At 64.7% G+C, this 24404-nt stretch carries 28 protein-coding genes; 20 read left to right on the forward strand and 8 right to left on the reverse strand.

Features of this window, described 5'->3' with window-relative positions; all coding sequences use genetic code 11:
* Window positions 1-9: 9 nt before the first annotated feature.
* The 4 genes from ACN9MB_RS07555 to ACN9MB_RS07570 form a co-directional block, all read right to left on the reverse strand.
* Window positions 10-1221, reverse strand: a complete 1212-nt coding sequence (locus tag ACN9MB_RS07555) for an efflux RND transporter periplasmic adaptor subunit (RefSeq protein ID WP_426271366.1) — start codon at window positions 1219-1221, stop codon at window positions 10-12.
* Window positions 1208-2713, reverse strand: a complete 1506-nt coding sequence (locus tag ACN9MB_RS07560) for an efflux transporter outer membrane subunit (RefSeq protein WP_426271368.1) — start codon at window positions 2711-2713, stop codon at window positions 1208-1210. Before ACN9MB_RS07560 ends, ACN9MB_RS07555 begins: the two co-directional genes overlap by 14 nt.
* Window positions 2710-3207, reverse strand: a complete 498-nt coding sequence (locus tag ACN9MB_RS07565) for a MarR family transcriptional regulator (protein ID WP_426271370.1) — start codon at window positions 3205-3207, stop codon at window positions 2710-2712. The genes ACN9MB_RS07560 and ACN9MB_RS07565 overlap by 4 nt, the downstream gene beginning before the upstream one ends.
* A 111-nt stretch (window positions 3208-3318) precedes the next feature.
* On the reverse strand, window positions 3319-4086 hold the full coding sequence (locus tag ACN9MB_RS07570; RefSeq protein WP_204634615.1) for a TatD family hydrolase: 768 nt from the start codon (window positions 4084-4086) through the stop codon (window positions 3319-3321).
* A gap of 138 nt (window positions 4087-4224) precedes the next feature.
* Between ACN9MB_RS07570 and ACN9MB_RS07575 the strand changes: the two genes are divergently transcribed.
* Both ACN9MB_RS07575 and ACN9MB_RS07580 read left to right on the forward strand, forming a co-directional pair.
* On the forward strand, window positions 4225-4809 hold the full coding sequence (locus ACN9MB_RS07575) for a glycine zipper 2TM domain-containing protein (protein WP_204634500.1): 585 nt from the start codon (window positions 4225-4227) through the stop codon (window positions 4807-4809).
* 143 nt (window positions 4810-4952) lie between these two features.
* On the forward strand, window positions 4953-5273 hold the full coding sequence (locus ACN9MB_RS07580) for a glycine zipper 2TM domain-containing protein (protein WP_425490755.1): 321 nt from the start codon (window positions 4953-4955) through the stop codon (window positions 5271-5273).
* Window positions 5274-5343: 70 nt separating this feature from the next.
* Here the strand turns inward: ACN9MB_RS07580 and ACN9MB_RS07585 are convergent, their stop codons facing one another.
* Complete coding sequence (locus ACN9MB_RS07585; RefSeq protein ID WP_204634502.1) at window positions 5344-5778, reverse strand: cell wall hydrolase; 435 nt, start codon at window positions 5776-5778, stop codon at window positions 5344-5346.
* A gap of 462 nt (window positions 5779-6240) precedes the next feature.
* Window positions 6241-7041: a YgfZ/GcvT domain-containing protein gene (locus ACN9MB_RS07590; RefSeq protein WP_426271373.1), complete on the reverse strand. Its 801-nt coding sequence runs from the start codon at window positions 7039-7041 to the stop codon at window positions 6241-6243.
* Between the two features lie 127 nt (window positions 7042-7168).
* Between ACN9MB_RS07590 and ACN9MB_RS07595 the strand changes: the two genes are divergently transcribed.
* The 14 genes from ACN9MB_RS07595 (at window position 7169) to lpxK (ending at window position 20083) form a co-directional block, all read left to right on the forward strand.
* Entirely contained in the window at window positions 7169-7336 is a 168-nt protein-coding gene (locus tag ACN9MB_RS07595; protein ID WP_426271375.1) for a DUF1674 domain-containing protein, read from the forward strand.
* Between the two features lie 82 nt (window positions 7337-7418).
* Complete coding sequence (sdhC, locus tag ACN9MB_RS07600) at window positions 7419-7814, forward strand: succinate dehydrogenase, cytochrome b556 subunit (protein ID WP_204634505.1); 396 nt, start codon at window positions 7419-7421, stop codon at window positions 7812-7814.
* Window positions 7811-8224: a succinate dehydrogenase, hydrophobic membrane anchor protein gene (sdhD, locus tag ACN9MB_RS07605; RefSeq protein WP_204634506.1), complete on the forward strand. Its 414-nt coding sequence runs from the start codon at window positions 7811-7813 to the stop codon at window positions 8222-8224. The genes sdhC and sdhD overlap by 4 nt, the downstream gene beginning before the upstream one ends.
* Before the next feature lie 4 nt (window positions 8225-8228).
* The gene (gene sdhA, locus ACN9MB_RS07610) at window positions 8229-10016 is read left to right on the forward strand and encodes a succinate dehydrogenase flavoprotein subunit (protein WP_204634507.1); all 1788 of its coding nucleotides are present in this window, start codon (window positions 8229-8231) and stop codon (window positions 10014-10016) included.
* A 21-nt stretch (window positions 10017-10037) separates the two neighbouring features.
* Window positions 10038-10820, forward strand: a complete 783-nt coding sequence (locus ACN9MB_RS07615; RefSeq protein WP_109125947.1) for a succinate dehydrogenase iron-sulfur subunit — start codon at window positions 10038-10040, stop codon at window positions 10818-10820.
* Between the two features lie 164 nt (window positions 10821-10984).
* The gene (locus ACN9MB_RS07620) at window positions 10985-11233 is read left to right on the forward strand and encodes a succinate dehydrogenase assembly factor 2 (protein ID WP_426271377.1); all 249 of its coding nucleotides are present in this window, start codon (window positions 10985-10987) and stop codon (window positions 11231-11233) included.
* The gene (locus ACN9MB_RS07625; protein ID WP_204634509.1) at window positions 11205-11660 is read left to right on the forward strand and encodes a protein YgfX; all 456 of its coding nucleotides are present in this window, start codon (window positions 11205-11207) and stop codon (window positions 11658-11660) included. The genes ACN9MB_RS07620 and ACN9MB_RS07625 overlap by 29 nt, the downstream gene beginning before the upstream one ends.
* Before the next feature lie 70 nt (window positions 11661-11730).
* The gene (locus ACN9MB_RS07630) at window positions 11731-12978 is read left to right on the forward strand and encodes a lipoprotein-releasing ABC transporter permease subunit (RefSeq protein WP_426271379.1); all 1248 of its coding nucleotides are present in this window, start codon (window positions 11731-11733) and stop codon (window positions 12976-12978) included.
* Window positions 12971-13681 carry a lipoprotein-releasing ABC transporter ATP-binding protein LolD gene (gene lolD, locus ACN9MB_RS07635; protein ID WP_426271380.1) on the forward strand — a complete coding sequence of 237 codons (711 nt, stop codon included), beginning with the start codon at window positions 12971-12973 and terminating at the stop codon, window positions 13679-13681. The genes ACN9MB_RS07630 and lolD overlap by 8 nt, the downstream gene beginning before the upstream one ends.
* 109 nt (window positions 13682-13790) lie before the next feature.
* Window positions 13791-16088, forward strand: a complete 2298-nt coding sequence (locus ACN9MB_RS07640) for a DNA internalization-related competence protein ComEC/Rec2 (protein WP_426271382.1) — start codon at window positions 13791-13793, stop codon at window positions 16086-16088.
* A 147-nt stretch (window positions 16089-16235) separates the two neighbouring features.
* Window positions 16236-16889, forward strand: a complete 654-nt coding sequence (locus ACN9MB_RS07645) for a MotA/TolQ/ExbB proton channel family protein (RefSeq protein WP_204634616.1) — start codon at window positions 16236-16238, stop codon at window positions 16887-16889.
* A 3-nt stretch (window positions 16890-16892) separates the two neighbouring features.
* On the forward strand, window positions 16893-17324 hold the full coding sequence (locus ACN9MB_RS07650) for an ExbD/TolR family protein (RefSeq protein WP_426271383.1): 432 nt from the start codon (window positions 16893-16895) through the stop codon (window positions 17322-17324).
* The gene (msbA, locus tag ACN9MB_RS07655) at window positions 17321-19093 is read left to right on the forward strand and encodes a lipid A export permease/ATP-binding protein MsbA (protein WP_426271384.1); all 1773 of its coding nucleotides are present in this window, start codon (window positions 17321-17323) and stop codon (window positions 19091-19093) included. The genes ACN9MB_RS07650 and msbA overlap by 4 nt, the downstream gene beginning before the upstream one ends.
* A gap of 9 nt (window positions 19094-19102) precedes the next feature.
* Window positions 19103-20083, forward strand: a complete 981-nt coding sequence (gene lpxK / locus ACN9MB_RS07660) for a tetraacyldisaccharide 4'-kinase (protein WP_426271385.1) — start codon at window positions 19103-19105, stop codon at window positions 20081-20083.
* A 63-nt stretch (window positions 20084-20146) separates the two neighbouring features.
* Here the strand turns inward: lpxK and ACN9MB_RS07665 are convergent, their stop codons facing one another.
* Window positions 20147-20617, reverse strand: coding sequence for a glycine zipper 2TM domain-containing protein (locus ACN9MB_RS07665; RefSeq protein WP_426271386.1), 471 nt, complete (start codon window positions 20615-20617; stop codon window positions 20147-20149).
* Between the two features lie 162 nt (window positions 20618-20779).
* Between ACN9MB_RS07665 and ACN9MB_RS07670 the strand changes: the two genes are divergently transcribed.
* The gene (locus ACN9MB_RS07670) at window positions 20780-21178 is read left to right on the forward strand and encodes a DUF6165 family protein (protein ID WP_204634517.1); all 399 of its coding nucleotides are present in this window, start codon (window positions 20780-20782) and stop codon (window positions 21176-21178) included.
* 107 nt (window positions 21179-21285) lie between these two features.
* On the opposite strand, the gene ACN9MB_RS07675 is transcribed toward ACN9MB_RS07670, so the two are convergent.
* Window positions 21286-22326 carry a glycosyltransferase family 9 protein gene (locus ACN9MB_RS07675; protein WP_426271387.1) on the reverse strand — a complete coding sequence of 347 codons (1041 nt, stop codon included), beginning with the start codon at window positions 22324-22326 and terminating at the stop codon, window positions 21286-21288.
* Window positions 22327-22376: 50 nt separating this feature from the next.
* On the opposite strand from ACN9MB_RS07675, the gene ACN9MB_RS07680 reads away from it, so the two are divergent.
* From ACN9MB_RS07680 to ACN9MB_RS07690, 3 genes are read left to right on the forward strand one after another with little or no spacing between them, the layout of a single operon-like run.
* On the forward strand, window positions 22377-23108 hold the full coding sequence (locus ACN9MB_RS07680; RefSeq protein ID WP_426271388.1) for a 3-deoxy-D-manno-octulosonic acid kinase: 732 nt from the start codon (window positions 22377-22379) through the stop codon (window positions 23106-23108).
* On the forward strand, window positions 23105-23863 hold the full coding sequence (locus ACN9MB_RS07685) for an MBL fold metallo-hydrolase (RefSeq protein WP_204634520.1): 759 nt from the start codon (window positions 23105-23107) through the stop codon (window positions 23861-23863). Before ACN9MB_RS07680 ends, ACN9MB_RS07685 begins: the two co-directional genes overlap by 4 nt.
* A gap of 26 nt (window positions 23864-23889) precedes the next feature.
* Complete coding sequence (locus tag ACN9MB_RS07690; protein WP_426271389.1) at window positions 23890-24393, forward strand: DinB family protein; 504 nt, start codon at window positions 23890-23892, stop codon at window positions 24391-24393.
* Window positions 24394-24404: the final 11 nt, after the last annotated feature.

Here is a 24404-nt window from a genome sequence, read left to right on the forward strand (position 1 = left end):
GTGTCTAGGTCAGTTGGCGTCGCGCTGGCTGAGGTTGGCCTGGATGATCTTCTCGGCTTCCTCGTCGGCCTTGCTGGCCATCTGGTCGTACACCGTGGTCTGCGCAATCGGCTGGCCGTTGCCCGGCGCGGCGTTCATGGCGCCCTTGTCATCGGTGATGTCGACGGTGACGTCGGCGGAGAGGCCCACGCGCAGCGGATGCTGGTCGAGTTCCTTGTCGTCGAGCGCAATGCGCACAGGCACGCGCTGCACCACCTTGATCCAGTTGCCGGTAGCGTTTTGCGCCGGTAGCAGCGAGAACACACTGCCGGTGCCGGCGCCCAGGCCGATCACCTTGCCGTGGAATTCGGCGCTGCCGCCGTAGAGGTCGGCTTCGACCTTGGCCGGCTGGCCCACGCGGATGTGGCGCAGCTGGTTTTCCTTGAAGTTCGCATCCACCCACAGGTTGTGCAGCGGCACCACCGCCATCAGCTGCTGACCCGGCTGCACGCTGTTGCCCACCTGCACGCTGCGCTGAGCCACATAGCCGGTGACCGGTGCATAGATGTTGTTGCGCTGGGCGGCGATCCAGGCCGAGCGGAAATTCGCGCGTGCTTGTTCCACGGCCGGGTTGGTGGCGATCCGGGTGCCTTCGATGGCAGCGTGCGAGGCCGCGGCCTGCGCCTGCGCCGCATCGAGCGACGCCTGCGCCTGGTCGACCGCATCGCGCAGGTGCTGCACGGTTTCCGGCGCTTCGGCCTGGGCCGCGACCAGCGGTGCGCGGCGGGCGAGATCGGCCTGCGCTTTCTTCAGGTCGACGCGGGCCTTGGTCACCTGGGCGTCCGCACTCGTGGCCGATTCCGTCTGCTGGCGCACCTGGCGCACGGCCTGCGCGAGCGCGCTGCTCATCTGCTGCAGGCGCACGTCGGCGTCGGTGTTGTCGAGTTTCACCAGCACTTGGCCGGCTTCGACGCGCTGCGTGTCGTCGGCAAGAATCGAGGTGACGATGCCTGGCACCTGCGCCGAAATCGCCACCTGGTTGCCACCCACATAGGCGTTGTCGGTCTTCTCGCGAGTGGAGAACACGAATAGCCACAGCAGCACCCACGCAACGGCAGCGAGCACGAACACGGCCGCGACGATGATCAGCGCGCGACGGCGCTTGGCGGGATCCTTCGCCGCCATGCCGCTGTCGTTGTCGCCGTTGTTGTTCTTCTTGACGTCGGAATCAGTGGCGCTCATTCGGGGCGTCTCCGGAAAGGTTCAAAGGGGAAGAGGGGCGGTCGCTGGAGGCCTGTTCCGGCAGGCTGGCGCGGTAACCGCCGCCCAGGGCCTTGATCAGCGAGATATCGGTGGACAGCGCCTGCGCCTGCAGGCTCACGTCGTTGTCCTGTTGCTGCAGCAGCTGCGCCTGCGCGCTCAGCGTTTCGCGGCGGTCGCTCACGCCACGCTGCGCGCGCGATTGCGCGTTGGCGAGCAGTTGCTGGTTGGCGGCGATTTCGCGCGCCTGTTCCTTGCGCCGGTTCTGGATCTGGTCGGCGGTGAGGCTTTGCGTGGAGACGTCGCGCGCGGCACTGAGGATGGTGCTGTTGTACTGCGCCACGGCGGCGCCCAGTTGGGCCTTGCTCACGCCGTAGTTCGCTTCGAGCAGGCCACCGGTGAAGATCGGCAAATGGATCGCCGGGGTCAGTCCGAACACGCGGCTGCCGGCGCTGAACATCTTGTCGAGATCGATACTCGACAGGCCGGCCATCGCGCTGATGCTCACATCGGGGAAGAACTCGGCGCGTGCCACGTCGGTCTGGCGCAGCGCGGACTCGACCTGCCAGAGGCTGGCGGCGATATCGGGGCGGCGTGCGATCAGGTCGACGCCGGCGTTGTCCGGCAGGCCCGTGGTGACATCGGGCAGCGGACGCGGTTGCAGCGGCGGCAGCTGCGACGGCGACACGCCGCACAGGCTGGCGAGCACCGCCTGGCGGATGCGCGCGGAGCTTTCGATGCTCACCAGCATCTGCCGTGCGGAGGCGGTTTGCGCCTTGGCCGATTGCACCGTGTCCGGACGATCGACGCCTTGCTTCACGCGCAGCTGGGCGATCTGCTCGAGCTGTTCAGCCGTCTGTACGCCCTGCTTGGCCAGGGCGATGCGGGACTGGTCCGCCAGCCAACCGAAATAGGTGTCGGCCACGTTGCTCTGGATGGCCAGCGCGGCCGCACTGTGCTGAGCCTCCGCCGCATGCGCCTGATCGACGGCCGCTTCGATGGTGTTGCGCTTCTTGCCCCACCAGTCGAAGTCGTACTGCGCCTGCACGCCGATGTCGCCCTGGTTGTACCAGGTGAAACCGAGGAATTTCGGCGGAATCAGGCCGGTTTCGCTCAGGCGCTGGCGCTCGACCTGCGCACTGCCGTTGACGCTGAGGCCGGCCTGCGCGGTGGCGGCGCGGATGTTCTGCTGGGCCGAGTCAACGCGCGACTTGGCCTGGGCGATATCCGGCGAATCCTTGGTCGCCAGTTCGATCAGCTGGTCGAGCTGCGGATCGTTGTACTGCTTCCACCACGCGGCATCGGGCCAGCCGGCGCGGTGGCCGGTGTCGAGGCCGGCCAGCGGAACGTCGTCGCGAACCGGCGGGCGATTCAACTTGGCGGGAATCGAGCAACCCGCCACGGCGATGGCAACGGCGCAGGCAAGCAAGGCGCGACGGCCAAGTCCGTGTCGGAAGGGAAGGTGTGAGGTCATGGACGAGTGTCCGGCTGGGTGAGCGAATCGATGTTGACCGCGATCTGGCGGAGCAGGCGCTCGAGCGTGCGCTTGTCGGCGGCACTGATCGATGCGAACGCGCCATGCACGCTGGGAAACAGCGGGGGGAGAATCTTTCGTACCAGGCGCCTGCCGGCTGCCGTAATGCTGAGCACGATGCGGCGGCGGTCTTCCGCGCTCGGTGCGCGCGTGATCAAACCGGCCTTGACCAGGACGTTGGCGATGCGCGTCATATTGGTGGCCCCTTGCTGCGCGTATCCGCACAATTCGCTGGGCGTGGCGCTGCCCGTAGGCCTGCTGTACAGCATCATCAGCGTGCGGAAATCGCTGTCGTTCAGGCCATGCGGCTTGAGATTGCGTTCGAGCTCGCCCAGCAGGTTGCCGCCCACCATCAATAGCAGGCGAGTGAGTACAACCTCCTGGAGCGGCAACTCCGGGAAAATTTCTCTAACGCGGCCAATTCCCTCAACCATATGGTCGAGGCATTCATGCATGGACTTCATTTCACCAAAGGATAGTTCGCCAGTGAAGTAATTAGGCTAGCACCGGTTTCGGACAGGTCGCAAGGGTCGATCGACCCGGCGTCAGTCGAACCGGAACAGCTGCCGGGCGTTGCCAGTGGTGGCTGCGGCGATGGCTTCGGGACTTTCGCCGCGAAGTTCGGCGATCACGTGGAGCACCTCGATGATGTTCGAGGGCTCATTGCGTTCACCGCGATGGCAGGCACCGGGTTGATCCGGTGCGTCCGTCTCCAGCAGCAGTCGTTCGATGGGCATTGTCGCGACCATGGAACGAAGACGATTGGCGCGCGGATATGTGACAGGGCCGCCGATCCCCAGGTAAAAACCCAGTTCCCACAGGCGCTCGGCCTGCTGGAGACTGCCCGAGAAGCTGTGCACGACGCCGCGCAGGCCACCGATGCGGCGCATGGTGGAGGTCACTTCGTCCATGGCTCGTCGTGCATGAACGATCACCGGAAGGTCGACCTCGCGTGCCAGCTGCAATTGCTTCTGGAAATACTCGCGCTGCGTTTCGACATCCAGTTCGGGCAGGAAATAGTCCAGACCGATTTCGCCCACGGCCACGGCACGATGCGTTTTCAGCCATGCGGCCAGCTCATCCAGGTGCTGCGGACGATGCTGGTCGAGATAGATCGGATGCAGCCCATAGGCGGGGAGGGCTTGTGGATGATCGGCACACAGCGAATCAATGCGCGCCCAGGACGCCTGGTCGACGGCAGGCACCACGATATGCCGGATGCCGACTGCTTGAGCGCGCTGGAACATGGCCTCCCGATCGGATGCAAAACTCGCATCATCGATGTGCGCATGGCTGTCGGTGAGTTCGAGCACAGTCAAGGGATCCTGAATTGGGAAAAATAGCGAGCTTCGGTCTAAGCGAACATTCAGTGATCCAGAGGTTCAATGAATGCGCTGGATCGAATTCAAGCAGGAGCGGGGGCGCTCCGCTGGTCCAGACAGGAGAGCATTATGAACAGGTTGGTCGTTTCGGCGCTGCATGTTGGTTTCGCCGGTGTATTGATGGTGGGTCTTTCGGCGTGTAATCGGGATGCGAATGCTGACGGTGGCGTGGGTGCCGCTGCGCAGCAACAAGGGGCTGCCGATGGCGCCAAGTACGCGCGCGTGGTGAGCGTGACGCCGGTCCGCGAGGCAGCCAGCGCACCGCAGCAGGTGTGCCACGACGAAGTGGTGACCACGCACAAGCCGGTGCAGGATACGCATCAGATTGCTGGCACGGCCATTGGTGCCGTGGCGGGCGGTCTGTTGGGCAACCAGGTGGGCGGCGGCAAGGGTCGCACGCTCGCTACCGTGGCCGGTGCCGTTGGCGGCGGTTACGCAGGCCACGAAATTCAGGCCAATCATCAGGCCAATGCCACGCAGCAAACGACGCAACGTCGGTGCACCACGGTGGCCGGCAGTGCCGGCGACAAGGTGGTGGCATACGATGTGAGTTACGAGTACAACGGAGTGACCCGCACTGTACGCATGGATCACGATCCGGGTGACAGGCTGCAGGTACAGGAAGGTGTGGTAGCCGTTTCCGACGCTCACTGAGGATTCACGCCATGCAAACACTGCTTAGACATTTGGCTGTCGTGGGATTCGTTTCCGCTTTTGCGCTAGTTTCCGGTTGCACTCCGCCGCCGCAGCGACAAGTGGTTTACAGCGGCTCGACCAGCCGTTGCGAGCAGTGTGGTGTGGTCAGCGATATTCGTCAGATCGAGACGCAGAAGGGTTCATCGCCGCTGGGCATGGTGATCGGCGGTATCGCCGGTGGCGTGATCGGCAACCAGTTCGGTGGTGGCAGCGGCAAGGCCCTCACCACCGTGGCTGGCGCGGTGGCCGGCGGCGCCATCGGCAACCAGGTTGGCAAGAACTCCGGCGGGCCGGATGTCGCATGGCAGGTGACCGTCAAGCTCGACGACGGTCGCTATGCCACGGTGACGCAGGCGGCCGATCCGCAGGTGCGTCCGGGTGACTACGTGCAGATCCGCAACAACCTTGTCTATCGACTCTGACGTAAAGACGTCTGGACGTCCAAATAAAAAGGCCCTCTTTCGAGGGCCTTTTTTTACGGGATGGGTTTGCTTAGTTGCTGACGGCGTAGAACGCGTGTTCGCCGATGGTCTTGACGCGCTTCGTGGACCAGGTGGTGGTTACGGCGAGCGTGGCGAAATGATCTGCTTGCGGCACGTACACGGTGCGCTCTCCCTTCGGCAGGCTCCAATTGCTGATCGAATCGCCAGCAATCTTCCACGCCTTGGTCCAGGAGTTGAGATCGGTCACTTCGAAAGTGCTCGCGGTGGTGGTCAACGCAAATTGGCGCGGTGACGTGACCACTTCGCAAACGCTGTCGCCCCAGGTGCCGCGGTCGCGGCGACGAAGAGCAACTTCGGCCACTGCGTACTGCCCGATGGTCGACTCACTGCGTGCCTCGAGATACACCGTCGTGGCCAGGCAGGTCTGGTCCGCGAGGGGCTGCGGTAGCACGGACGCTAACCACAACAGCATGGAAAGTTTCATTAAGTCTGCCTCCAACGTGCTGTACGCGCGAGGTCGGTACTGCTGACTTCGCGCGCCGTTGCGGTGGACGGGCGGGCAGGCCGTTCCACCTGGATTGATCGCCGCGACCGAAACTTGTGGTCAGGCGGTTTGCCACGGGATTGTGGCCAGTCGAGCGGCTGATCCGGTGCCACTCAAAACTTGTGGTGCTGCAAGGGCATAGATCGGGTACTAAGGACCGCGTTGCCTGCAACGTCATCCGCGCCAAGGGCGGAGTAGATACACCGACATCTCTGTCGGGTCGCGCTGATCCGGACCCCTCCGGTTCGTCGCGTATGTCGACACCCAGGGCAGTGGGTGTCTATCGAATTGGTTGGCGAGACTAGTGGCCGGTTTCTGATCTGGCAAGTGCCTGGCAGTTCAGGTTCACGTCACACTCACATTGTCATATCAGTTCGTGAATCTTTGCGTTTGCGTATTTCGTCATGCAGTCCAACTCTGCACGACGCGCAACGCAATGTTTTCATCCGTGTCGATGTCCGATGCGTTTTGCAGCGAATCGACTAGACCATCGTCTATGACCGCTAGCGCCTCAAAGGTTGCATCGTCGCCAGCGACATCGAGCAATTGAATGTTGCTGTTGCCCTTATGGTGCAGCACGGTGCCCCCGCGGATAGGTTGCGACAATACGACGCAATGCATATGTCGCTTGTGGCCGCCGCGATAGTGCAGGCGCGCCACGATTTCCTGCCCGGGATAGCAGCCTTTGTCGAACGCAACGGCCTGCAGTCGCTCCAGCGATAGCGCGGGCGGAAGCAGGTTGCCCAATGCGTCGTTCGGCAGCCATGGCCAGCCCGCGCGAACTTGCGGCAATCGCCACGCATCATCGGCTTCTGTGGCTCCGACGATCATGCTGTGCCCGCCGCAACCGAACACGTACGCGTCACCTTCACGATGCACGGCGTACGTCTCGTGTGCGGGGCCGGTGGCCAGCGCGCACGGTTCGGGGACGCGCAGTTTGACCTTGGAGCGAAACACGAAGCGCTGCAGCGATTGCGCCATCGACGATGCATCGCCACCGCGCAACAGCAGCAGCAACGCGTCGTCGGCAATGCGCGCGAGCTGGAACAAGGCGAGCACGCGGCCCTGGGCGTCGAGCCATGCGCCGAACTGCCAGCGGCCTACGTCGAGCGACTGGACATCGCTGGTGAACTGAGCTTGTGCAAATGCAATGGCATCAGTGCCTTCGAGCAGCAGGGTTTGGGCGGTAAGGTCTGTCGGCATAAGGGGGAGACATAAGGGCGGGGCGGCCGGGTCACAAGGGCGGGAGCCCTACTGGCAGACGAGCACACCGTCGTCAAGGTTGTACTGCATTAACGCAGGTATTACGCTTTTACGGCTTTCATACACCATGTCCGATACCTCCTCCCAAACTGAGTCCAAGCCCGCGTCCGCTCCGGTGGAGCAGGTTCCCGTGCCCGCGGTTCCGGCCGCGGACAAGACTTCGACGGAGCGAGCGGCCCCCGATCCCACCCGCTACGGCGATTGGGAAAAGAACGGGCGCTGTATCGACTTCTGATTCGCCGCGCCGGCTCGGGTCGGCGTCGTCGGAGCGGGAAGGGCGGTAAAGGGCATCAGCGATTCCACCCAGGATAGCCGCCATGGCAGACACGCAACGACCGCTCTCTCCCCACATGGGCATATATAAGTGGCAAGTGCAGATGGTGACCTCCATCGTGCACCGCGCTACCGGTATCGCCCTCTCCGTCGGCACCTTGCTCGTGTTGTGGGGTGTGTTCTCCCTCGCCAGCGGCGAAGACAGCTACAACCAGTTCAAGACCTGCCTGGGCAGCCCCATCGGCATGATCCTGTTGATCGGCTGGAGCTGGGCGCTGTTCTTCCACCTGTGCAACGGCATCCGTCATCTGATCCAGGACGGCGGCATGGGCTACGGCATCCCGCAGTTCGTCCGTTCCAGCTGGCTCGCGATCATCGGCAGCGTGGTGCTGACCATCATCGTGTGGGCTTACGTGCTGACCGCCGGAGGTGCCGCATGAGCGCCAACGGTCCGCAGTACGACGTGCGCAAGCAGTTGCGCAACCCCCTGAAGCGCGCCCGCGGCCTTGGCTCGGCGCAGTCCGGTGTCGGTCATTGGTGGACGCAGCGCGTCACCGCCGCGGCGCTGGTGTTTCTCGGCATCTGGTTCGTGGTGACGGTGCTGGGCGCCTTGCACGCCGACTACGCCACTGCGCGCGCCATGATTGCCAAGCCGTGGAACGCCCTGCTGCTGGTCGCCTTCGTGCTGGCCATGTGCTGGCACGCGGTGCTCGGCCTGCAGGTGGTGATCGAAGATTACGTCCATACCCGCTGGCTGGAGGTTTCCCTCCTGGTGCTGGTGAAGTTCATTGCAGTGCTCGGCACGTTGGCCACCTTGATGGCCGTGCTGCGCGTGGCGCTGGGAGCCTGATTCGATGGAAAGCTACAAGATCCAACAGCACAAGTACGACGTGATCGTGGTCGGCGCCGGCGGCGCTGGCCTGCGCGCCACCTTTGGCCTGGCCGAGAAGGGCCTCAAGGCCGCGTGCATCACCAAGGTGTTCCCGACCCGCTCGCACACCGTGGCGGCGCAGGGTGGCATCTCGGCAGCGCTCGGCAACATGGGCGAGGACGACTGGCGCTTCCACTTCTACGACACGATCAAGGGTTCGGACTGGCTCGGCGACCAGGACGCGATCGAATACATGTGCCGCGAGGCGATCCCGGCCATCATCGAGCTGGAACACTACGGCGTGCCGTTCTCGCGTACCGAGGAAGGCAAGATCTACCAGCGTCCGTTCGGCGGCATGACCACGCACTACGGCAAGGGCACCGCGCAGCGCACCTGCGCCGCGGCCGACCGTACCGGTCACGCCATCCTGCACACGCTGTACCAGCAGGCGCTGGCGCATGACGCCACGTTCTTCATCGAGTACTTCGCCATCGACCTCATCTTCGACGAAGAAGGTGTATGCCGCGGCGTGCTCGCGCTGGACATGAACGAAGGCACCTTGCACTTCTTCCGCGGCCACGCGGTGGTGCTGGCGACCGGCGGTTACGGCCGCGCCTACTTCAGCGCCACCTCGGCGCATACCTGCACCGGCGACGGCGGCGGCATGGTGCTGCGCGCGGGCCTCGCGCTGCAGGACATGGAGTTCGTGCAGTTCCATCCGACCGGCATCTACGGTTCGGGCTGCCTGATCACCGAAGGCGTGCGCGGCGAAGGCGGTTACCTCACCAACTCCAACGGCGAGCGCTTCATGGAGCGCTATGCGCCCAACGCCAAGGATCTCGCTTCGCGTGACGTGGTCAGCCGCGCCATGACGATGGAGATCCGCGAAGGCCGCGGCGTGGGCGAACACAAGGACCACATCCACATCAACCTGATGCACCTGGGCGCGAACGTGATCCACGAACGCCTGCCGGGTATCGCCGAATCGGCGCGCATCTTTGCCGGCGTGGACGTGACCAAGGAGCCGATCCCGGTGATCCCGACCGTCCACTACAACATGGGCGGCATCCCCACCAACTATCACGGCGAAGTGGTGCAGAAGCGCGGCGACGACGTCGATGCCGTGGTGCCGGGCCTGTTCGCCATCGGCGAAGCGGCTTGCGTATCCGTGCATGGCGCCAACCGCCTGGGCTCCAACTCGCTGCTCGACCTGGTGGTGTTCGGCCGCGCGGTGTCGCATCGCTGCGCCGAGCTCATCAAGCCGGACACGGCGCACAAGGACCTGCCGGCCAGCGTGCTGGACAAGGCGTTGGCCCGCTTCGACGGCCTGCGCAATGCCAAGGGCAGCCTGCCGACCGCGAAGATCCGCGCCGAAATGCAGCGCACGATGCAGTCCGATGCCGCCGTGTTCCGCACCGGCGAGTCGCTCAAGGAGGGTTGCGAGAAGATCTCCAAGGTGCGCGAGTCGTTCAAGGACGTGGGCGTCAGCGATCGTTCGCTGGTGTGGAACTCCGACCTGATCGAAACGCTGGAGCTGGCCAACCTGCTCGACCAGGCCGTGGCTACGATGTACTCGGCCGAGCAGCGTCACGAGAGCCGCGGCGCGCATGCCCGCGAGGACTTCCCGGACCGCGACGACCATGTGTGGCAGAAGCACACCATGGTGTCGGTCGATGAAGCCGGCAAGGCCGAGTTCGATTTCCGTCCGGTGCACATGTACACCATGACGAAAGACGTCGACGTCGTGCCGCCGAAAAAGCGCACTTACTGATACCCGGACTGGAGAGCCACTGTGGCTGAGTTTTCGCTACCCAAGAATTCCAAGGTCCAGCCGGGCAAGCATTTCCCGGCCAAGGACGCCAAGAAGCCGCGCACGTTCCGCATCTATCGCTGGAGCCCGGACGACGGCCAGAACCCGCGCATCGATACGTACGAAGTCGACATGGCTTCGTGCGGCCCGATGGTTCTGGACGCGCTGCTGAAGATCAAGAACGAGATCGACTCGACGCTCACCTTGCGCCGTTCGTGCCGCGAAGGCATCTGCGGTTCGTGCGCGATGAACATCGACGGCACCAATACGCTGGCCTGCACCAAGGCGATCGAGGATTGCGCCTCGGGCGACGTGAAGATCTATCCGCTGCCGCATATGCCGGTGGTGAAGGATCTGGTGCCCGACCTCACGCACTTCTACGCGCAGTTCGCCTCGATCAAGCCGTGGCTGCGCACGCAGAGCCCGGCGCCGGCCGACAAGGAGCGCCTGCAGTCGCCGGAAGACCGCAAGAAGCTCGACGGTCTCTACGAGTGCATCCTGTGCGCCTGCTGCTCGACCAGCTGCCCGAGCTACTGGTGGAACGGCGACCGCTACCTCGGTCCGGCCATCCTGCTGCAGGCATATCGCTGGATCATCGACAGCCGCGATGAGGACACCGGTGCGCGTCTGGACGATCTGGAAGATCCGTTCAAGCTGTATCGCTGCCACACGATCATGAACTGCGCCCGCACCTGCCCGAAGGGTCTGAACCCGGCGAAGGCGATTGCGGAGATCAAGAAGTTGATCGTCGAGCGTCGGACCTAAGGGTGTTGCTCTTCCCTCTCCCCGGAGGGGAGAGAGCAGGGTGAGGGGCGGGTGCTCGCGAAAGAACCTCCAATCTGGCCTAGATAAACTGAGGCAAGATTGACCCCTCACCTCAATCCTCTCCCCGGAGGGGAGAGGAAGTAGAAGCCAGGAGGCGTATCGCAATGGACGAAGCCCGCATCAAACGCCTCCGCTGGCGCACCCGCCGCGGCACCCGCGAGCTCGACGCCCTGTTCGGCGGCTGGCTCGACGAGCGCTTTGCCGGTGCCGACGAAGCCCAGCGCCAGGCCTTCGATGAACTCCTCGACGTGCAGGACCCTGACCTGTGGGACTGGGTGATGGGCCACGCCAAGGCGACGCGTCCGGACTGGCAGGCGATCATCGATGACATCCGCACCCGCCATCGGCTTTGAATATCGGCCGTCGCGCTGGTTGAGGCGTCTGCTGTTCCTCGTTTCCGTCCTCGCCACGCTCGCCGTGTGGATGAGCGCTGTCCCGTGGCTGGCCAAGCTCGCCATCAGCGTTGCCATAGGTCTGACTCTGTGGCGGACGCTGTTGCGCTGGTCTGGCGTAGCCGTGCAGGCCGCCGGCTGGGCACGTGACGGGGGCTGGAGCTTGAGATGGCGGGGCGACCAGGACACGGCGGCAACACTGGCTTCGTATCGGGTGATCGGCGAGCAGGTCGTATGGCTGCGGCTGTCGCTGGCCGGCCGGGGCCAGGTAGCGCTGCTGCTGGCGCCCGACAACAGTGACGCCGATATCCGCCGCCGCCTGCGCATGCGTCTGGCCCAGGTCGAGGCATCGGGCACTTACGCCTCGGGCCGCGGTCCTACGGTTTAGCCGCGTTACAGGCGATAATCGTCAGCATTCGGGCGGCCAGCCCCTTCGAACCCCATAAGCGACCGCCCTAATGTTCCGACCGCTAGAGCTTTTCATCGGCCTGCGATACACCCGCGCCAAGCGTCGCAATCAATTCATCTCCTTCATTTCGACCGTCTCCATCGTCTGCATCGCCATCAGCGTGACCGCGCTGATCACGGTGATGTCGGTGATGAACGGCTTCGATGACGAGTTGCGCTCGCGCATCCTTGGCGCCATTTCGCACGCCACGGTGTCCGGCATGCCGGGTGAAGCGGTGCAGGATTGGCCGCGCGCAGTGAAGATCGCCGGCGACAACAAGCATGTGCTGGGCGCCGCCCCCTACGTGGAAAGCGAGGCCTTCCTGCAGGCCCGTCGCTCCACCGGCGGCATGTTGCGCGGCATCGAGCCGGCGCAGGAACCCAAGGTTTCCGACATCGACCAGCACATGGTCGAAGGCAAGCTCGGCGAGTTGACGCCGGGGAGCTGGCATATCGTGCTGGGCCGCGAACTGGCCATGCAGCTGGGCGTGTCGGTAGGCGACAAGGTGATCGTGGCGGTGCCCGCGTTCCAGTCTTCGCCGATCACCGGCAGCGTGCCGAACCTGCGTACCTTCACGGTGACCGGCGTGTTCGAAATGGGCATGCAGGAATTCGATTCGGGCCTGGCCCTGGTCAACATGACCGATGCCGAGCGGCTCAATCGCCTGGGTGGCCCGACCGGCATTCGCCTGAAACTCGACGACATGTTCAACGCGCGCGGGGTGGCGCGCGAGCTGGCCGATCAGCTGGGCCAGGTCTACCGCGTGGATACCTGGATGGACAGCCACGCCAACTTCTTCTCCGCCATTTCGATGGAGAAGAAGGTGATGTTCATCATCCTCTCGCTGATCATCCTGGTCGCCGTGATCAACCTCATCTCGATGCTGATGATGCTGGTGACCGACAAGCAGGCGGATATCGCGATCCTTCGCACGCTCGGTTCCACCCCGCGCAGCATCATGGGCATGTTCATGGTGCAGGGTGTGCTGGTGGGTTTCGTCGGCATCGGCTTCGGCGTGGGCCTGGGTTCGCTGCTGTCCTGGAAGCTGCCTGCCATCGTGAAGTGGATCGAGCATGTCACCGGCGTCACCTTCCTCTCGCCGGACGTCTATTACATCAGCGAGTTGCCGAGCAAACTGCTGGCGAGCGACGTGGGCTGGGTGGCGCTGGTCACCTTCCTGTTCTCCTTGCTGGCCACCCTCTATCCCGCTTGGCGTGCGTCGCGCACCCAGCCCGCGCAGGCGCTGCGTTATGAATAAGCCGAACCATCCCGCCAACGACGTGGTGATGCGCGCAAGCCACATCGCCAAGACGTACGAAGAAGGCGACCTGAAAACCGACGTGCTGTCCGACGTGAGTTTCACGCTGAAGCGCAGCGAGACGCTGGCCATCGTGGGTGCGTCCGGTTCGGGCAAGAGCACGCTGCTGCATATCCTCGGCGGCCTGGACACGCTGACGCGTGGCGAAGTGGAAGTGGATGGACGCAACCTGTCCAGCCTTTCCGATGCCGAGCGCGGCCGCGTGCGCAACCGCTCGATGGGCTTCATCTACCAGTTCCATCACCTGCTGCCGGAATTCACCGCGCTGGAAAATGTGTGCATGCCGCTGCTGATCCGCGGCGTGTCCATCAGCGAGGCCGAGCGCGAGGCGGCGGCGCTGTTGGGTCGGGTGGGACTGGGTCAGCGCTTGCATCACAAGCCGTCCGAACTCTCGGGCGGCGAACGCCAGCGCAGCGCCGTAGCGCGCGCCCTGGTGACGCGTCCGGCCGTGGTGCTCGGCGACGAGCCCACCGGCAATCTCGACGAGACCAATGCGGCGCAGGTCTACGACTTGATGATCGAACTCAATCGCGAGATCGGCACCAGCTTCATCCTGGTCACGCACGACAACCGTCTCGCCAAACGCATGGATCGCACGCTGGAGCTGCATAACGGCAGCCTGGTGGAAAAGATCCACGCCTGACGGCCGAGGCGCAGCAAGGCGGCCTTCGTGTTTGAGGCCTACACGTTTTTCGGCGTCATCGTCGTTTCGCACGCACTAACCTGAGGCCTTCCGCAGGGAGGGGACGGAAGTGCGCAAGGACGGTGCGCTCGTGCCGGCGATCATGCTGCTGCTCGGCGTACTTGCCGTGCAGTGGCTGGTGGTGCTGCCGCCTGCCTGGGTATGCAGCGCACTCGCTGCGATGGCATGCATGCTGCTTCGCTTTGGCGCATACGGCCGTGCGCTGGCCTGGTGCCTTCTTGGTATCGCCTGGGCGTGCTGGCGCGGTAGCACCGCGATGGACGCGCGGCTGCCGCGCGATCGGGAAGGGCAGGACATGACCGTCGTGGGCCGTGTCGCCGATCTGCCGCTGGTGGGCAATGACGCCACGAGTTTCCTGCTGAACGTCGACGATGCCACGCTTGGCGACACCTCGTCGCCGTTGCACGGGCGCGTGCGGGTGAGCTGGTACCGAGACGCCGCCGACATACAGCCCTGCAGCCGCTGGCAACTCAGCCTGCGCCTCAAGCGTCCCCGTGGACTGCTCAATCCCGGCGGCACCGACAGCGAGCGCAGTGCGCTCGAACGTAACATCGTGGCGGTGGGCTACGTGCGCGACGGTGCGGAGAACGTGCCGCTGGGAGCCACGCCGTTCTGTATCAATGCCGTTCGCGCAGCAATCAGCCGCGCCATCGCCGAACGGGTGGGCGATGCCCACGACGCCGCGTTGCTGCAGGCTTTTTCCGTGGGCGACACGCGGGGACTGAGTCAGCACGATTGGGAGGTGGCGCGGGCAAACGGCATTCCGCACCTCATCGCCATCTCCGGCTTCCACGTGGGCGTGGCGGCTTTGTTCGGCGTGTGGTTGGCGAGATTCGTCTATCTGCTGTTTCCACGGTGCGGGTGGCGGCTGCCCAGGGTCCAGGCCCAAGCCATGGCGGCGATGGGCGTGGCCGGGGTGTACAGCGCCTTGGCCGGCTTTGGCCTGCCGACCGTGCGCACCTTGCTGATGATCGGCATCGTGGCGCTGGCGCGTTGTTCGCGGCGCCACCCGACGGGCGCGCAGACGCTCTCGCTGGCGCTGGTGGCCGTGCTGTTGGTCGACCCGCTGTCGGTGTTGTCCGCAGGCTTCTGGCTGTCCTTCATCGGCGTGGCCTTCCTGATGGTCTGCATGTCAATGCGAGGCAAAGGCCTGCACGGATTTCTGCATGAGCTGTCCGCCGGCCAGTTGGTGATGACGCTTTCGCTGATGCCGCTGACGATCTGGTTCTTTGGCGAATCGTCCCTGGTCGGCGCGCTCTCGAACCTGATCGCGGTGCCGTTCGTCAGCTTCGTCATCGTGCCCGTCACGCTGGTCGGCATGATCCTGCTGGGCATCTGCCCGCCGCTGGCGAAACCCGTGTTCGTGGGTGCGGCGTGGCTGTCCCATGCGCAATGGTGGCTGCTCGAGAAGATGGCCACCTGGCCGGGCGCGCACTGGTATCTGCCCGAAGTCGGCGGATGGGCGCTGGTGTTGGCGACCCTGGGCGCGCTCTGGCTGTTTGCACCGCGCGGCATGCCGATGCGATGGCTGGGCGGCGTGTTGTTCCTGCCGCTGCTTTTTCCGTCGCGAATGTTGCCCACGCAAGGCGGCTTCCAGCTATGGATGCTGGACGTGGGGCAGGGTTTGTCGGTGGTGGTTCGCACTGAACACCACGCGCTCGTCTACGACGCGGGTGCGCGCTACCCATCCGAGTTCGACCTGGGCGAAGCGGCCGTGCTTCCTTCGCTACACGCGCTGGGCATCGAACACCTCGACTTGCTCGTCGCCAGCCACGCCGACAACGATCATGCCGGCGGCATCCCCGCAGTTGCTGCTCAGTTTCCCGCTGCCGAGCGCATGTCAGGCGAGCCCGAGCGCCTGCCCATCGCGATGGCACCGTGCGAGGCCGGCAAGACGTGGCGATGGGACGGCGTGAGCGTGCGCGTACTGTCGTCGGGAAGGATTGACGGCCCAGCCAACGACCGCTCCTGCGTCCTGCTGGTGGAAGGGGCGGGCGGCCGCGCGCTGCTGACCGGCGACATCACGGCAGCCATCGAACCGGCGATGGCGGACGCCCTGGCAGACGGGCCGCCGCTGGTGCTGTCGGTTCCCCACCACGGCAGCAAGACCTCATCCAGCGCGGCCTTCATCCAGTCGGTTTCACCTGCGTTGGCCCTGGTGTCGGCGGGCTGGCGCAACCGCTTCCATCATCCCAGCCCGGTGGTGATGAAGCGCTACGACGAAGCCGGGGTGCCATGGCTGAATACGGCGACATCGGGCGCCATCCAGGTCAACGCGCCGCCGGACGGGCCGCCCTATGTCGCGGACACCTGGCGGCAACGCCAGTCTCGCTACTGGCGCGAATGAGCCCCGGCGCCTTGCGGGCGCCATCGGCGGCCCCAAGAAGCGCCTTCCGCAACTGCCACCGGTGCCGCGGAACGGCCGGGCCAGACTGTTATGATGCGGCCTTCCTGACGATCGAAGTGGCTCGGAGTCGTTGTGCTGGATATCTTGATGGCGGGTGGTTGGGCGATGCTGCCCATCCTGATTTGTTCGGCGGTCGCCCTGGCGATCGTGTTGGAGCGTTGCTTTACCCTGCGCCGCAAATCGGTGCTGCCGCCCGGCCTGGGCGAGGAAGTACGCAACTGGGCGCGTTCGGGCCAGCTCGATCCGAATCATCTGAGCACGCTGGCGAACGGTTCGCCGCTGGGCGAACTGCTGGCCTCCGCGCTGGCCGTGCGCAACCGACCGCGTGAGCTCATCAAGGAGCGCATCGAGGACACCGGCCGCCATGTCGTGCATCGCATGGAGCGCTACCTCAACACGCTCGGCACCATCGCGCTGATCGGTCCGTTGCTGGGCCTGCTCGGCACCGTGATCGGCCTGATCCGCATGTTCATGGAAGTGATGCGAGGCGGCGTGGGCGATCCCATGAAGATGGCCGGCGGCATCGGCGAAGCGCTGATCTGTACCGCCACCGGCCTGATCGTGGCCATTCCGGCTTACGTGCTGCATCGCTATTTCCGTTCCAAAGTGGCCGGTTATTGCGTGGAGATGGAAAAGCAGGCCACCGCGCTGCTCGACGAGCTGACCGTGAACCAGCCTGCACCGGCTCCGCGCACGCGTGCGCCGCGCGCCGCCGCCACCACCGAGACGAGCGCGAGCTGACGCATGCGTATCGGCAACGACCGTCGGCAAGACGACTTCGAGATCAACGTGATCTCGCTGATCGACGTGCTGCTTACCCTGCTGATGTTTTTCGTATTGACCACCACCTTCATTCAACACTCGCGGATGCAGGTGACCTTGCCCAAGGCCAGCGCGGAAGAACGCGACATGCAGGCACCCGCGCTCACTGTGGTGGTGGATCGCGACGGACACTTCTTCGTGGGCAGCGATGAAGTGCACGGCGAAGGTGTCGACCCGCTGAAGCAGGCGATTGCCAATGTCGCCGGCGACGATCGCGAGCGTCAGGTCACCATTCGCGCCGATGCGATGACGCCGCACCAGAACGTGGTCACGGCGATGGATGCGCTTGGGCAGCTGGGCTTTACCAAGCTGTCGATTGCGACGACTCCCAGCCAGGCGGATAACGCTCAGTGAGCAACGGCAAGGTAAAGATCTGGGACGCGCACACGCGCCAGATCTACAAGCGCCTGTTCGGCTACACCAGGCGCTTCTGGGTGGTGGGCGTGATCGCCATCGCCGGCATGATCATCGACGGCGGTGGCCTGGCCGTGTTCACCAAGCTTCTGAAGCCGATGATCGACAAGCTGTTTGTCGACAAGGATCCGGTACTGATTTTCTGGATGCCGATCTGGATCGTGCTGATCTTCCTGGTGCGCGGTGTCGGCACCTTCGCCAGCAGTTACGGCGTGGCTTACATCGGCCGCAACGTGGTCAACGCGATGCAGCGCGACGTGTTTGGCGCGTACCTGCGCCTGCCGGCGACATTCTTCGGCCAGGAGCATTCCGGGCATCAGGTTTCGCGCATCACCTATACCAGCGAACAGGTGGCGTCCGCTTCGACTGATTCGGTGAAGGTGGTGGTGACCGAAGGTGTCACTGTGATCGGCTTCATCTACGTGATGCTGAGCACCAGTGCCTACCTCACGCTGGCCTTGTTCGTGATGGTGCCGCTGATCATGCTGATCGCCGGCATCGTCAGCCGTCGCTATCGTTCGATCAGCCGCCGCATCCAGGGCATGATGGGTTCGGTAACCGGCACGGTCGAAGAATCCGTTGAGGCGCATCGCGAGATCCGCATCTACGGTGGCCAGGAACAGGCGGCCGCGCGCTTCAGGGATGTCACCGACAGCACGCGTCGACTGAACCTCAAGATTGCGTCCACCAACGCGCAGTCGAGCACCGCCATCCAGACCGTGGCGGCGCTCGCGCTGGCGGTGATGGTGTTTCTGGCCACGCGGCCGTTCGAAATCCAGCACATGTCCGCCGGTGTGTTCATCACCGTGCTGACCGCCATGGGCGGCATGATGCCGTCGCTGAAGCGGCTGGCGAATATCCAGTCGAACATCCAAAGCGGCATCTCCGCGGCCGAGAACCTGTTCGAGATCATCGATACGGCGCCCGAGGTGGATGTGGGCACGCGTGTGCTGGAACGCACGCAGGGCGACATCCGTTTCGAGAACGTGGGGCTGGTATATCCGCGCGGCGAGTTCGAAGCCTTGCGCGGGATCAACCTGCACTGCGCGCCGGGGACGGTCACCGCCTTGGTGGGGCGATCGGGCAGCGGCAAGAGCAGCCTGGTCAGCCTGCTGCCTCGCTTCAACGCGCCGACGACGGGACACATCCTGCTCGACGGCCACGACTACGAGAGCGTCACGCTCGCATCGTTGCGCCGGCAGATCGCCTGGGTCGGGCAAAGCGTGGTGTTGTTCGACGGCACCGTGGCGGAAAACATCGCCTATGGCGAGCTGGCTGATGCCAGCGAAGCCGACATCATCGCGGCGGCGCAGGCGGCGAACGCGTGGGAATTCATCCAGAAGATGCCGCAAGGCATCCATAGCGTGATCGGGCAGGGCGGCAATTTGCTTTCCGGTGGCCAGCGTCAGCGCCTGGCGATTGCGCGCGCGATCCTCAAGAACGCGCCGATCCTGGTGCTCGACGAGGCGACCAGTGCGCTGGATACCGAATCCGAGCGCCTGATCCAGCAAGCGCTGCAGGGACTGATGAAGGACCGCACCACGCTGGTGATCGCGCATCGCCTGTCGACCATCGAACATGCCGACCAGATCGCCGTGATGGATCAAGGCCGCATCGTCGAGCGCGGCACGCATGCCGAACTGCTGGCCGCGAACGGCCATTACGCCGCGCTCCACCGCATGCAGTTCCACAGCCAGGCCAGTGACTGAGGCCGCGGCATGACGCTGGCCGAACGCCTCGAATCGGCCTGGTACGGCACGGCACCTGCGCCGTGGTGGACAGGGCCGCTGTCGTGGCTCTATGGCGGCATCGTCGCGTTGCGGCGCCGGCTGTATCGCCTTGGCGTTCTGCGCAGTGAGCGTTTGCCTGTGCCGGTGATCGTCATCGGCAACCTGAGCGTGGGCGGCACCGGCAAGACGCCTTTGACCATCGCACTGGCCGAAGCGCTGCGCACACGTGGCCTCGCGCCGGGCGTGGTGAGCCGCGGTTATGGCAGCACGCAGACGCTTCCCGTGTTACTCGATGCCTCGCCCGATCCCGCGCAGGTCGGCGACGAACCCTGCCTGATTCGCGCCAGTGGCGTGCCGGTCGCGGTGGGACGCGACCGACCGGCCGCCGCGAAACTGCTGATCGAAGCCGGCTGCGATGTAGTGATCGCCGACGATGGTCTGCAGCACTATGCCCTCGCGCGCGACCTGGAAATTTGCGTGATCGACGGCGTGCGCCGGTTCGGCAATGGCCGCCTGCTGCCGGCCGGCCCGCTGCGCGAACCGATGTCGCGCCTGGAGAAGGTCGACTACCGCGTGTGCAACGGTGGCGTGCTGGCGCCGGGCGATATTCCGATGGAGTTGCGGGGCGCGACGGTCAGGGCGTTGTTCGACGATCACGCCAAGCCGCTGTCCGATTTTGCCGGCCAGACCGTGCATGCCGTGGCCGCCATCGGCAACCCGGCGCGCTTCTTCGCCAGCCTGCGCGCGCAAGGGCTGGAAGTGATCGAACATCCTTTTGCCGATCATCACGCATTCGTGCCGGGCGATCTTTCGTTCGACGATGGCAAGCCGGTGCTGATGACCGAGAAGGACGCCGTGAAATGCCGCGCCCTGGCCCAGGCGCACTGGTGGTCGGTGCCCGTGCGCGCGGTCTTGCCACCGGCTTTCCTCGACGATATCGAGGCGCGTGTCCGCCGGGCCGCACGCTGAATCCAGCCACGAAAAAGCCGACCCTCGCAGGTCGGCTTTTCGTTTGAACCTCAAGCCCGCCCGTTACTGGATGCGGACGATATTGCCCTGCGGATCGATCTGCACCAGGTCGCCGGTACGGATGGCGCTGGCATCGGGCACGGTCACGTTGCTGTAGGCACCGTTGCCCATGCGGATGTGCAAGGTGTAGCTGGCGTTCGGACGGCCGCTGTTGGCGCCGATGCGGTTGCCCGCGTAACCGCCGCCGACGGCACCGGCCACCGTGGCCAGCGTGTTGCCCTTGCCCTTGCCGACCTGGTTGCCCAGCACGCCGCCGGCGATGCCGCCGATGATGGTGCCGGCCATGCTGTGGTCGTTGCCCTGGGTAATGTTCTGGTCGATCGATTCCACCGTGCCGCACTGGTCACAGCGGAGGTAGATGCCGTCGTTGCGGACCAGCACGCCGTTGCGCGACGCCTGCTGGGCGCTGGCGGCAAGGGGGCTGATGGCCAGCAGGGCTGCCAGGGACAACACGGCGATACGGGGGTTGAACATGGACTTTCTCTCCATTGGGAAATGTTGCGTGACCAGTCTAGCGAGGCAGGCTGAATGGCGGACTGAATGATCCACCCAAAGACCCTCTATCATGTGCACTTTTCCGGCCAGCCGTCGTGACCCTTTCGGCACGATGCGAATGCCATGCCTTTCGGAGTTGTCATGAGCCTTATCCAAGTTCCGGTTTCCTATGGCGAACTGATCGACAAGATCACCATCCTGGAGATCAAGTCCCGGCAGATCACCGACGCCGCCAAGGTGGCCAACGTGCGCACCGAGCTGGACCTGCTCAACGCCACCTGGGCCAATCATCCGGCGTCCAAAACGGATATCGCCGACGAACGCGCACGCCTGCTCACGGTGAACGAGTCGTTGTGGGATATCGAAGACCGCATCCGCCTGAAAGAAAAAGCGCAGGCCTTCGACGCCGAGTTCATCGAACTGGCGCGTGCGGTGTATTTCGAGAACGACGTGCGCGCCGCGGTGAAGCGTGAGATCAATCTGAAGCTTGGTTCGCAGCTGGTGGAAGAGAAGTCTTATCAGGATTACCGCGCCAAGTAATTGCGTCGGGATCAACCCTGTGGGAGCGCACCCTGTGCGCGACAGCCACGTTCCGGTGTATCGCTCCGTAGGTTTGTCGCGCACAGGGTGCGCTCCCACAGTGAAACTTATAGACCCAGGTGCTCGGCGCACGCCTCAAAGCGTTCGATCACCTCATCCACGCCGATCAGATCCATCACGCCCGGCCTTTCGATCTTGCTTCCCCACGGAATCTCGCTCGCCGGTTTGCCCAGATACTTCAACGACGCCTCGTTGTACTTGTCCACGCACCAGCGGCGGTCGGAATAGGGGCCGGAGCGATTCGGATTGCTGGCGGCGTGCAGCCCAAGCACCTTGCAGCCGACGGCGTTGGCCATGTGCATGGGGCCGGAGTCGGGCGTCAGCAGCATCGGGGCGCGCATCAGCATCGCCATCATTTTCTTCAGCGTGTCCTTGCCGGTGAGGTCGATGGGGGCGTGTCGGCAGGCGGCGAGCACGGCATCGGCCATGCTGCGTTCGAAGGCGGAAGGGCCGCCCACCAGCACCACGCGCCAATTTTTCGCGGCGGCATGATCCATCACCGCGGCGTAGCGTTCGGCCTGCCAGTTGCGCAGCGCATGGCTGGAGGTGGGGCTGACCAGCAGGGTCGGCTGCTCGCCCGGCAGCTGCTCGGCGGCCCAGGCATGGGCTTCCTCGGGAATGGGAATATCCCAGCGCACCTCGGTCTGCTTCAGGCCCAGCGGCTCGCAGAAGCTGCCCAGGGCATCGAGCACGTGTTCGCCGGTGCGGGCGGGAATGCGTTCGCCGATCACCAGGCCGTGTCCATCCTTGGCGCGCGCCTTGTCGTAGCCGATGCGGCGATCGGCCTTGATGAACAGGCTCAGCAGGTTGGAGCGCAAGGCCACCTGCATCTGCAGCAACGCGTCGAAGCGCTGGCCGTTCAAGGCGTCGCCCACCGCGCGCATGCCGGCAAAACCCGCACCCTTGTCGAAGGTCACGAAGTTCACCCCGGGCAGGTCGCCCACCAGCTTGCGTTCGAGCTTGCCAATGATCCAGGTGAGGCTGGCCTGCGGCCAGGCCGCTTGCAGGGTTCGCACCAGCGGCACGACATGGGTGACGTCGCCGATGGCGGACGTTCGCAGCAGGCAGATCGAGGCGGGCGTGGGCATTAGGCTAGAATCATGGGACTGAGGGCTCGGGGCGGGCATCTGAAGCAACGATGGCGATGCAGGAACGAATTCGCGAGGGCGCCGCTGGTGCGATTCTGTTCGACGCCGCGGTGTCGCCACAAGTCGAGGATGACTGGTTCGAGCCCGAAGCGTGGCGCGAACGCGGTGCCCTGCGCCAGCAATCGGGTGGCCGTGGCGGCGTAGCCATCCTCGACACGCCGGCCGGCGAGTGCGTACTGCGGCATTATCGACGCGGCGGCATGGTGGCGAAACTGATGGGCGACCGCTATCTCTGGAGTGGCGCCGAGCACACGCGCAGCTTTGCCGAATTCCGCTTGCTGGGCCTCATCGCCTCATTGGGCTTGCCCAGCGCGCAGCCGGTGGCCTGCCGTTATGTTCGCGCGGGACTGTTCTACACGGCCGATCTGATGACCCGTCGCATCGAGCACGCGCAAACGCTGGCCGAATGCCTGGCATCCGGGCAGATGGATGGCGAAATGGCCGAGTTGGTAGGTGCCCTGGTCGCGCGTTTTCATCGCGCGGGCATCTGGCACGCCGACCTCAACGCGCACAATGTGCTGGTGACGGACGACGAGCTCTACCTGATCGACTTCGACCGCGGCCGCCAACGCGATCCCGCCGATAGCTGGCAGCAGGCCAACCTCGCGCGCCTGCGCCGTTCGCTGGTGAAGCTGGGCGCGGCGGCGCAAGGCGAGGCGGCCTTCGAGGAACAGTTGTGGAAACCCCTGATCTATCGCTACGAGCGTACCCTGAGAGCATGAACTGGTCTCTGCATTTCCTGGGCGTAGGTGCGGCGCATGCCGTGGAACTGGGTTCCTCGGCGGTGGTGCTCGAGCGCGACGGCAAGCCCGTGCTGCTGATCGACTGCGGCCCCGATACGCTGGACCGCTATCTCGCCGCGTACGGCGAACCGCCACGCGCGTTGTACATCACGCATACGCACATGGATCACATCGGCGGCATGGAGCGTCTGTTCTTCCGCCTGTGGTTCGACGAGCAGTGGCGCGGACGCACACAGGTGTTCGTGCATGCCGGCCTGCTGCCCTGGCTGCAGGCACGCGTGGCGGATTATCCGAACGTGCTGGCCGAGGGCGGCGTCAATTTCTGGGAAGCGTTCCGGCTGGTGCCGTGCACGCGCGGCTTCTGGCTGGATGGCCAGTGGTTCGACGTCTTCGGCACGCGCCACCACATGGCCGGGACCTCCTATGGCGTGGCCTTGGCGGGCAGCTTCGCCTATACCGGCGACACCCGGCCGATCCCTGAAGTGCTGGCCCGCGTGGCCGACGGGGCGGAGCTCATTGCCCACGATTGCGGCCTGATAGGTAACCCTTCGCACACTGGCATCGAAGATATAGAGCGCGAATACCCGCAAGCCTGGCGTTCGCGCCTGCGGCTGTATCACTACGGTAGCGAGGCGGATGGACAGGCATTGGCAGCGCGGGGCTACACCATCGCGCGTACGGGCGAGCGCATCGCGCTGCCGTCGCCTATGCCGCCGCGCCCCGAAGCCGGTTAACCACTCCCTCTGGAATCTCCATTCCCATGTCCACACTCCATGTTCGCAAGCTGCTGCGCTACCGCGCCTGGGCCGACCAGCTGACCTATCGCGCCGTCGCCGCCCTGCCGGAAGGCGCCTCGACGGCGCCACGCGCCACCATCTTCGGAAACATGCTGCGCACGCTCACTCACAGCTGGGTGGTCGACGACATCTTCCAGGCGCACCTGCAGGGACGCGCGCACGGTTATACGAGTCGCAACACGCCCGAGCCGTTGAGCTTCGATGACCTGTGGTCACGCCAGCAGGCCATGAATGCCTGGTACCTGGACTACGCCACCTCGTTGACGCCCGAGCAGGCCGCCGAAGTAGTGGACTTCCAGTTCATCGGCGGCGGGGAAGGGCGCATGAGCCGCGAGGACATCGTGCTGCATGTGGTCAATCACGCCACCTATCACCGTGGTTTCGTGGCGGACATGTTCTACCAGGTGCCGGTCAAGCCGCCCGCGACGGATTTGCCGGTTTTCCTGCGGGACGTGCCGCAGGAATGAGACGCGGACAG

Source organism: Dyella kyungheensis (genome assembly GCF_049913195.1).
In the GTDB taxonomy this organism is placed as follows: domain Bacteria; phylum Pseudomonadota; class Gammaproteobacteria; order Xanthomonadales; family Rhodanobacteraceae; genus Dyella; species Dyella kyungheensis.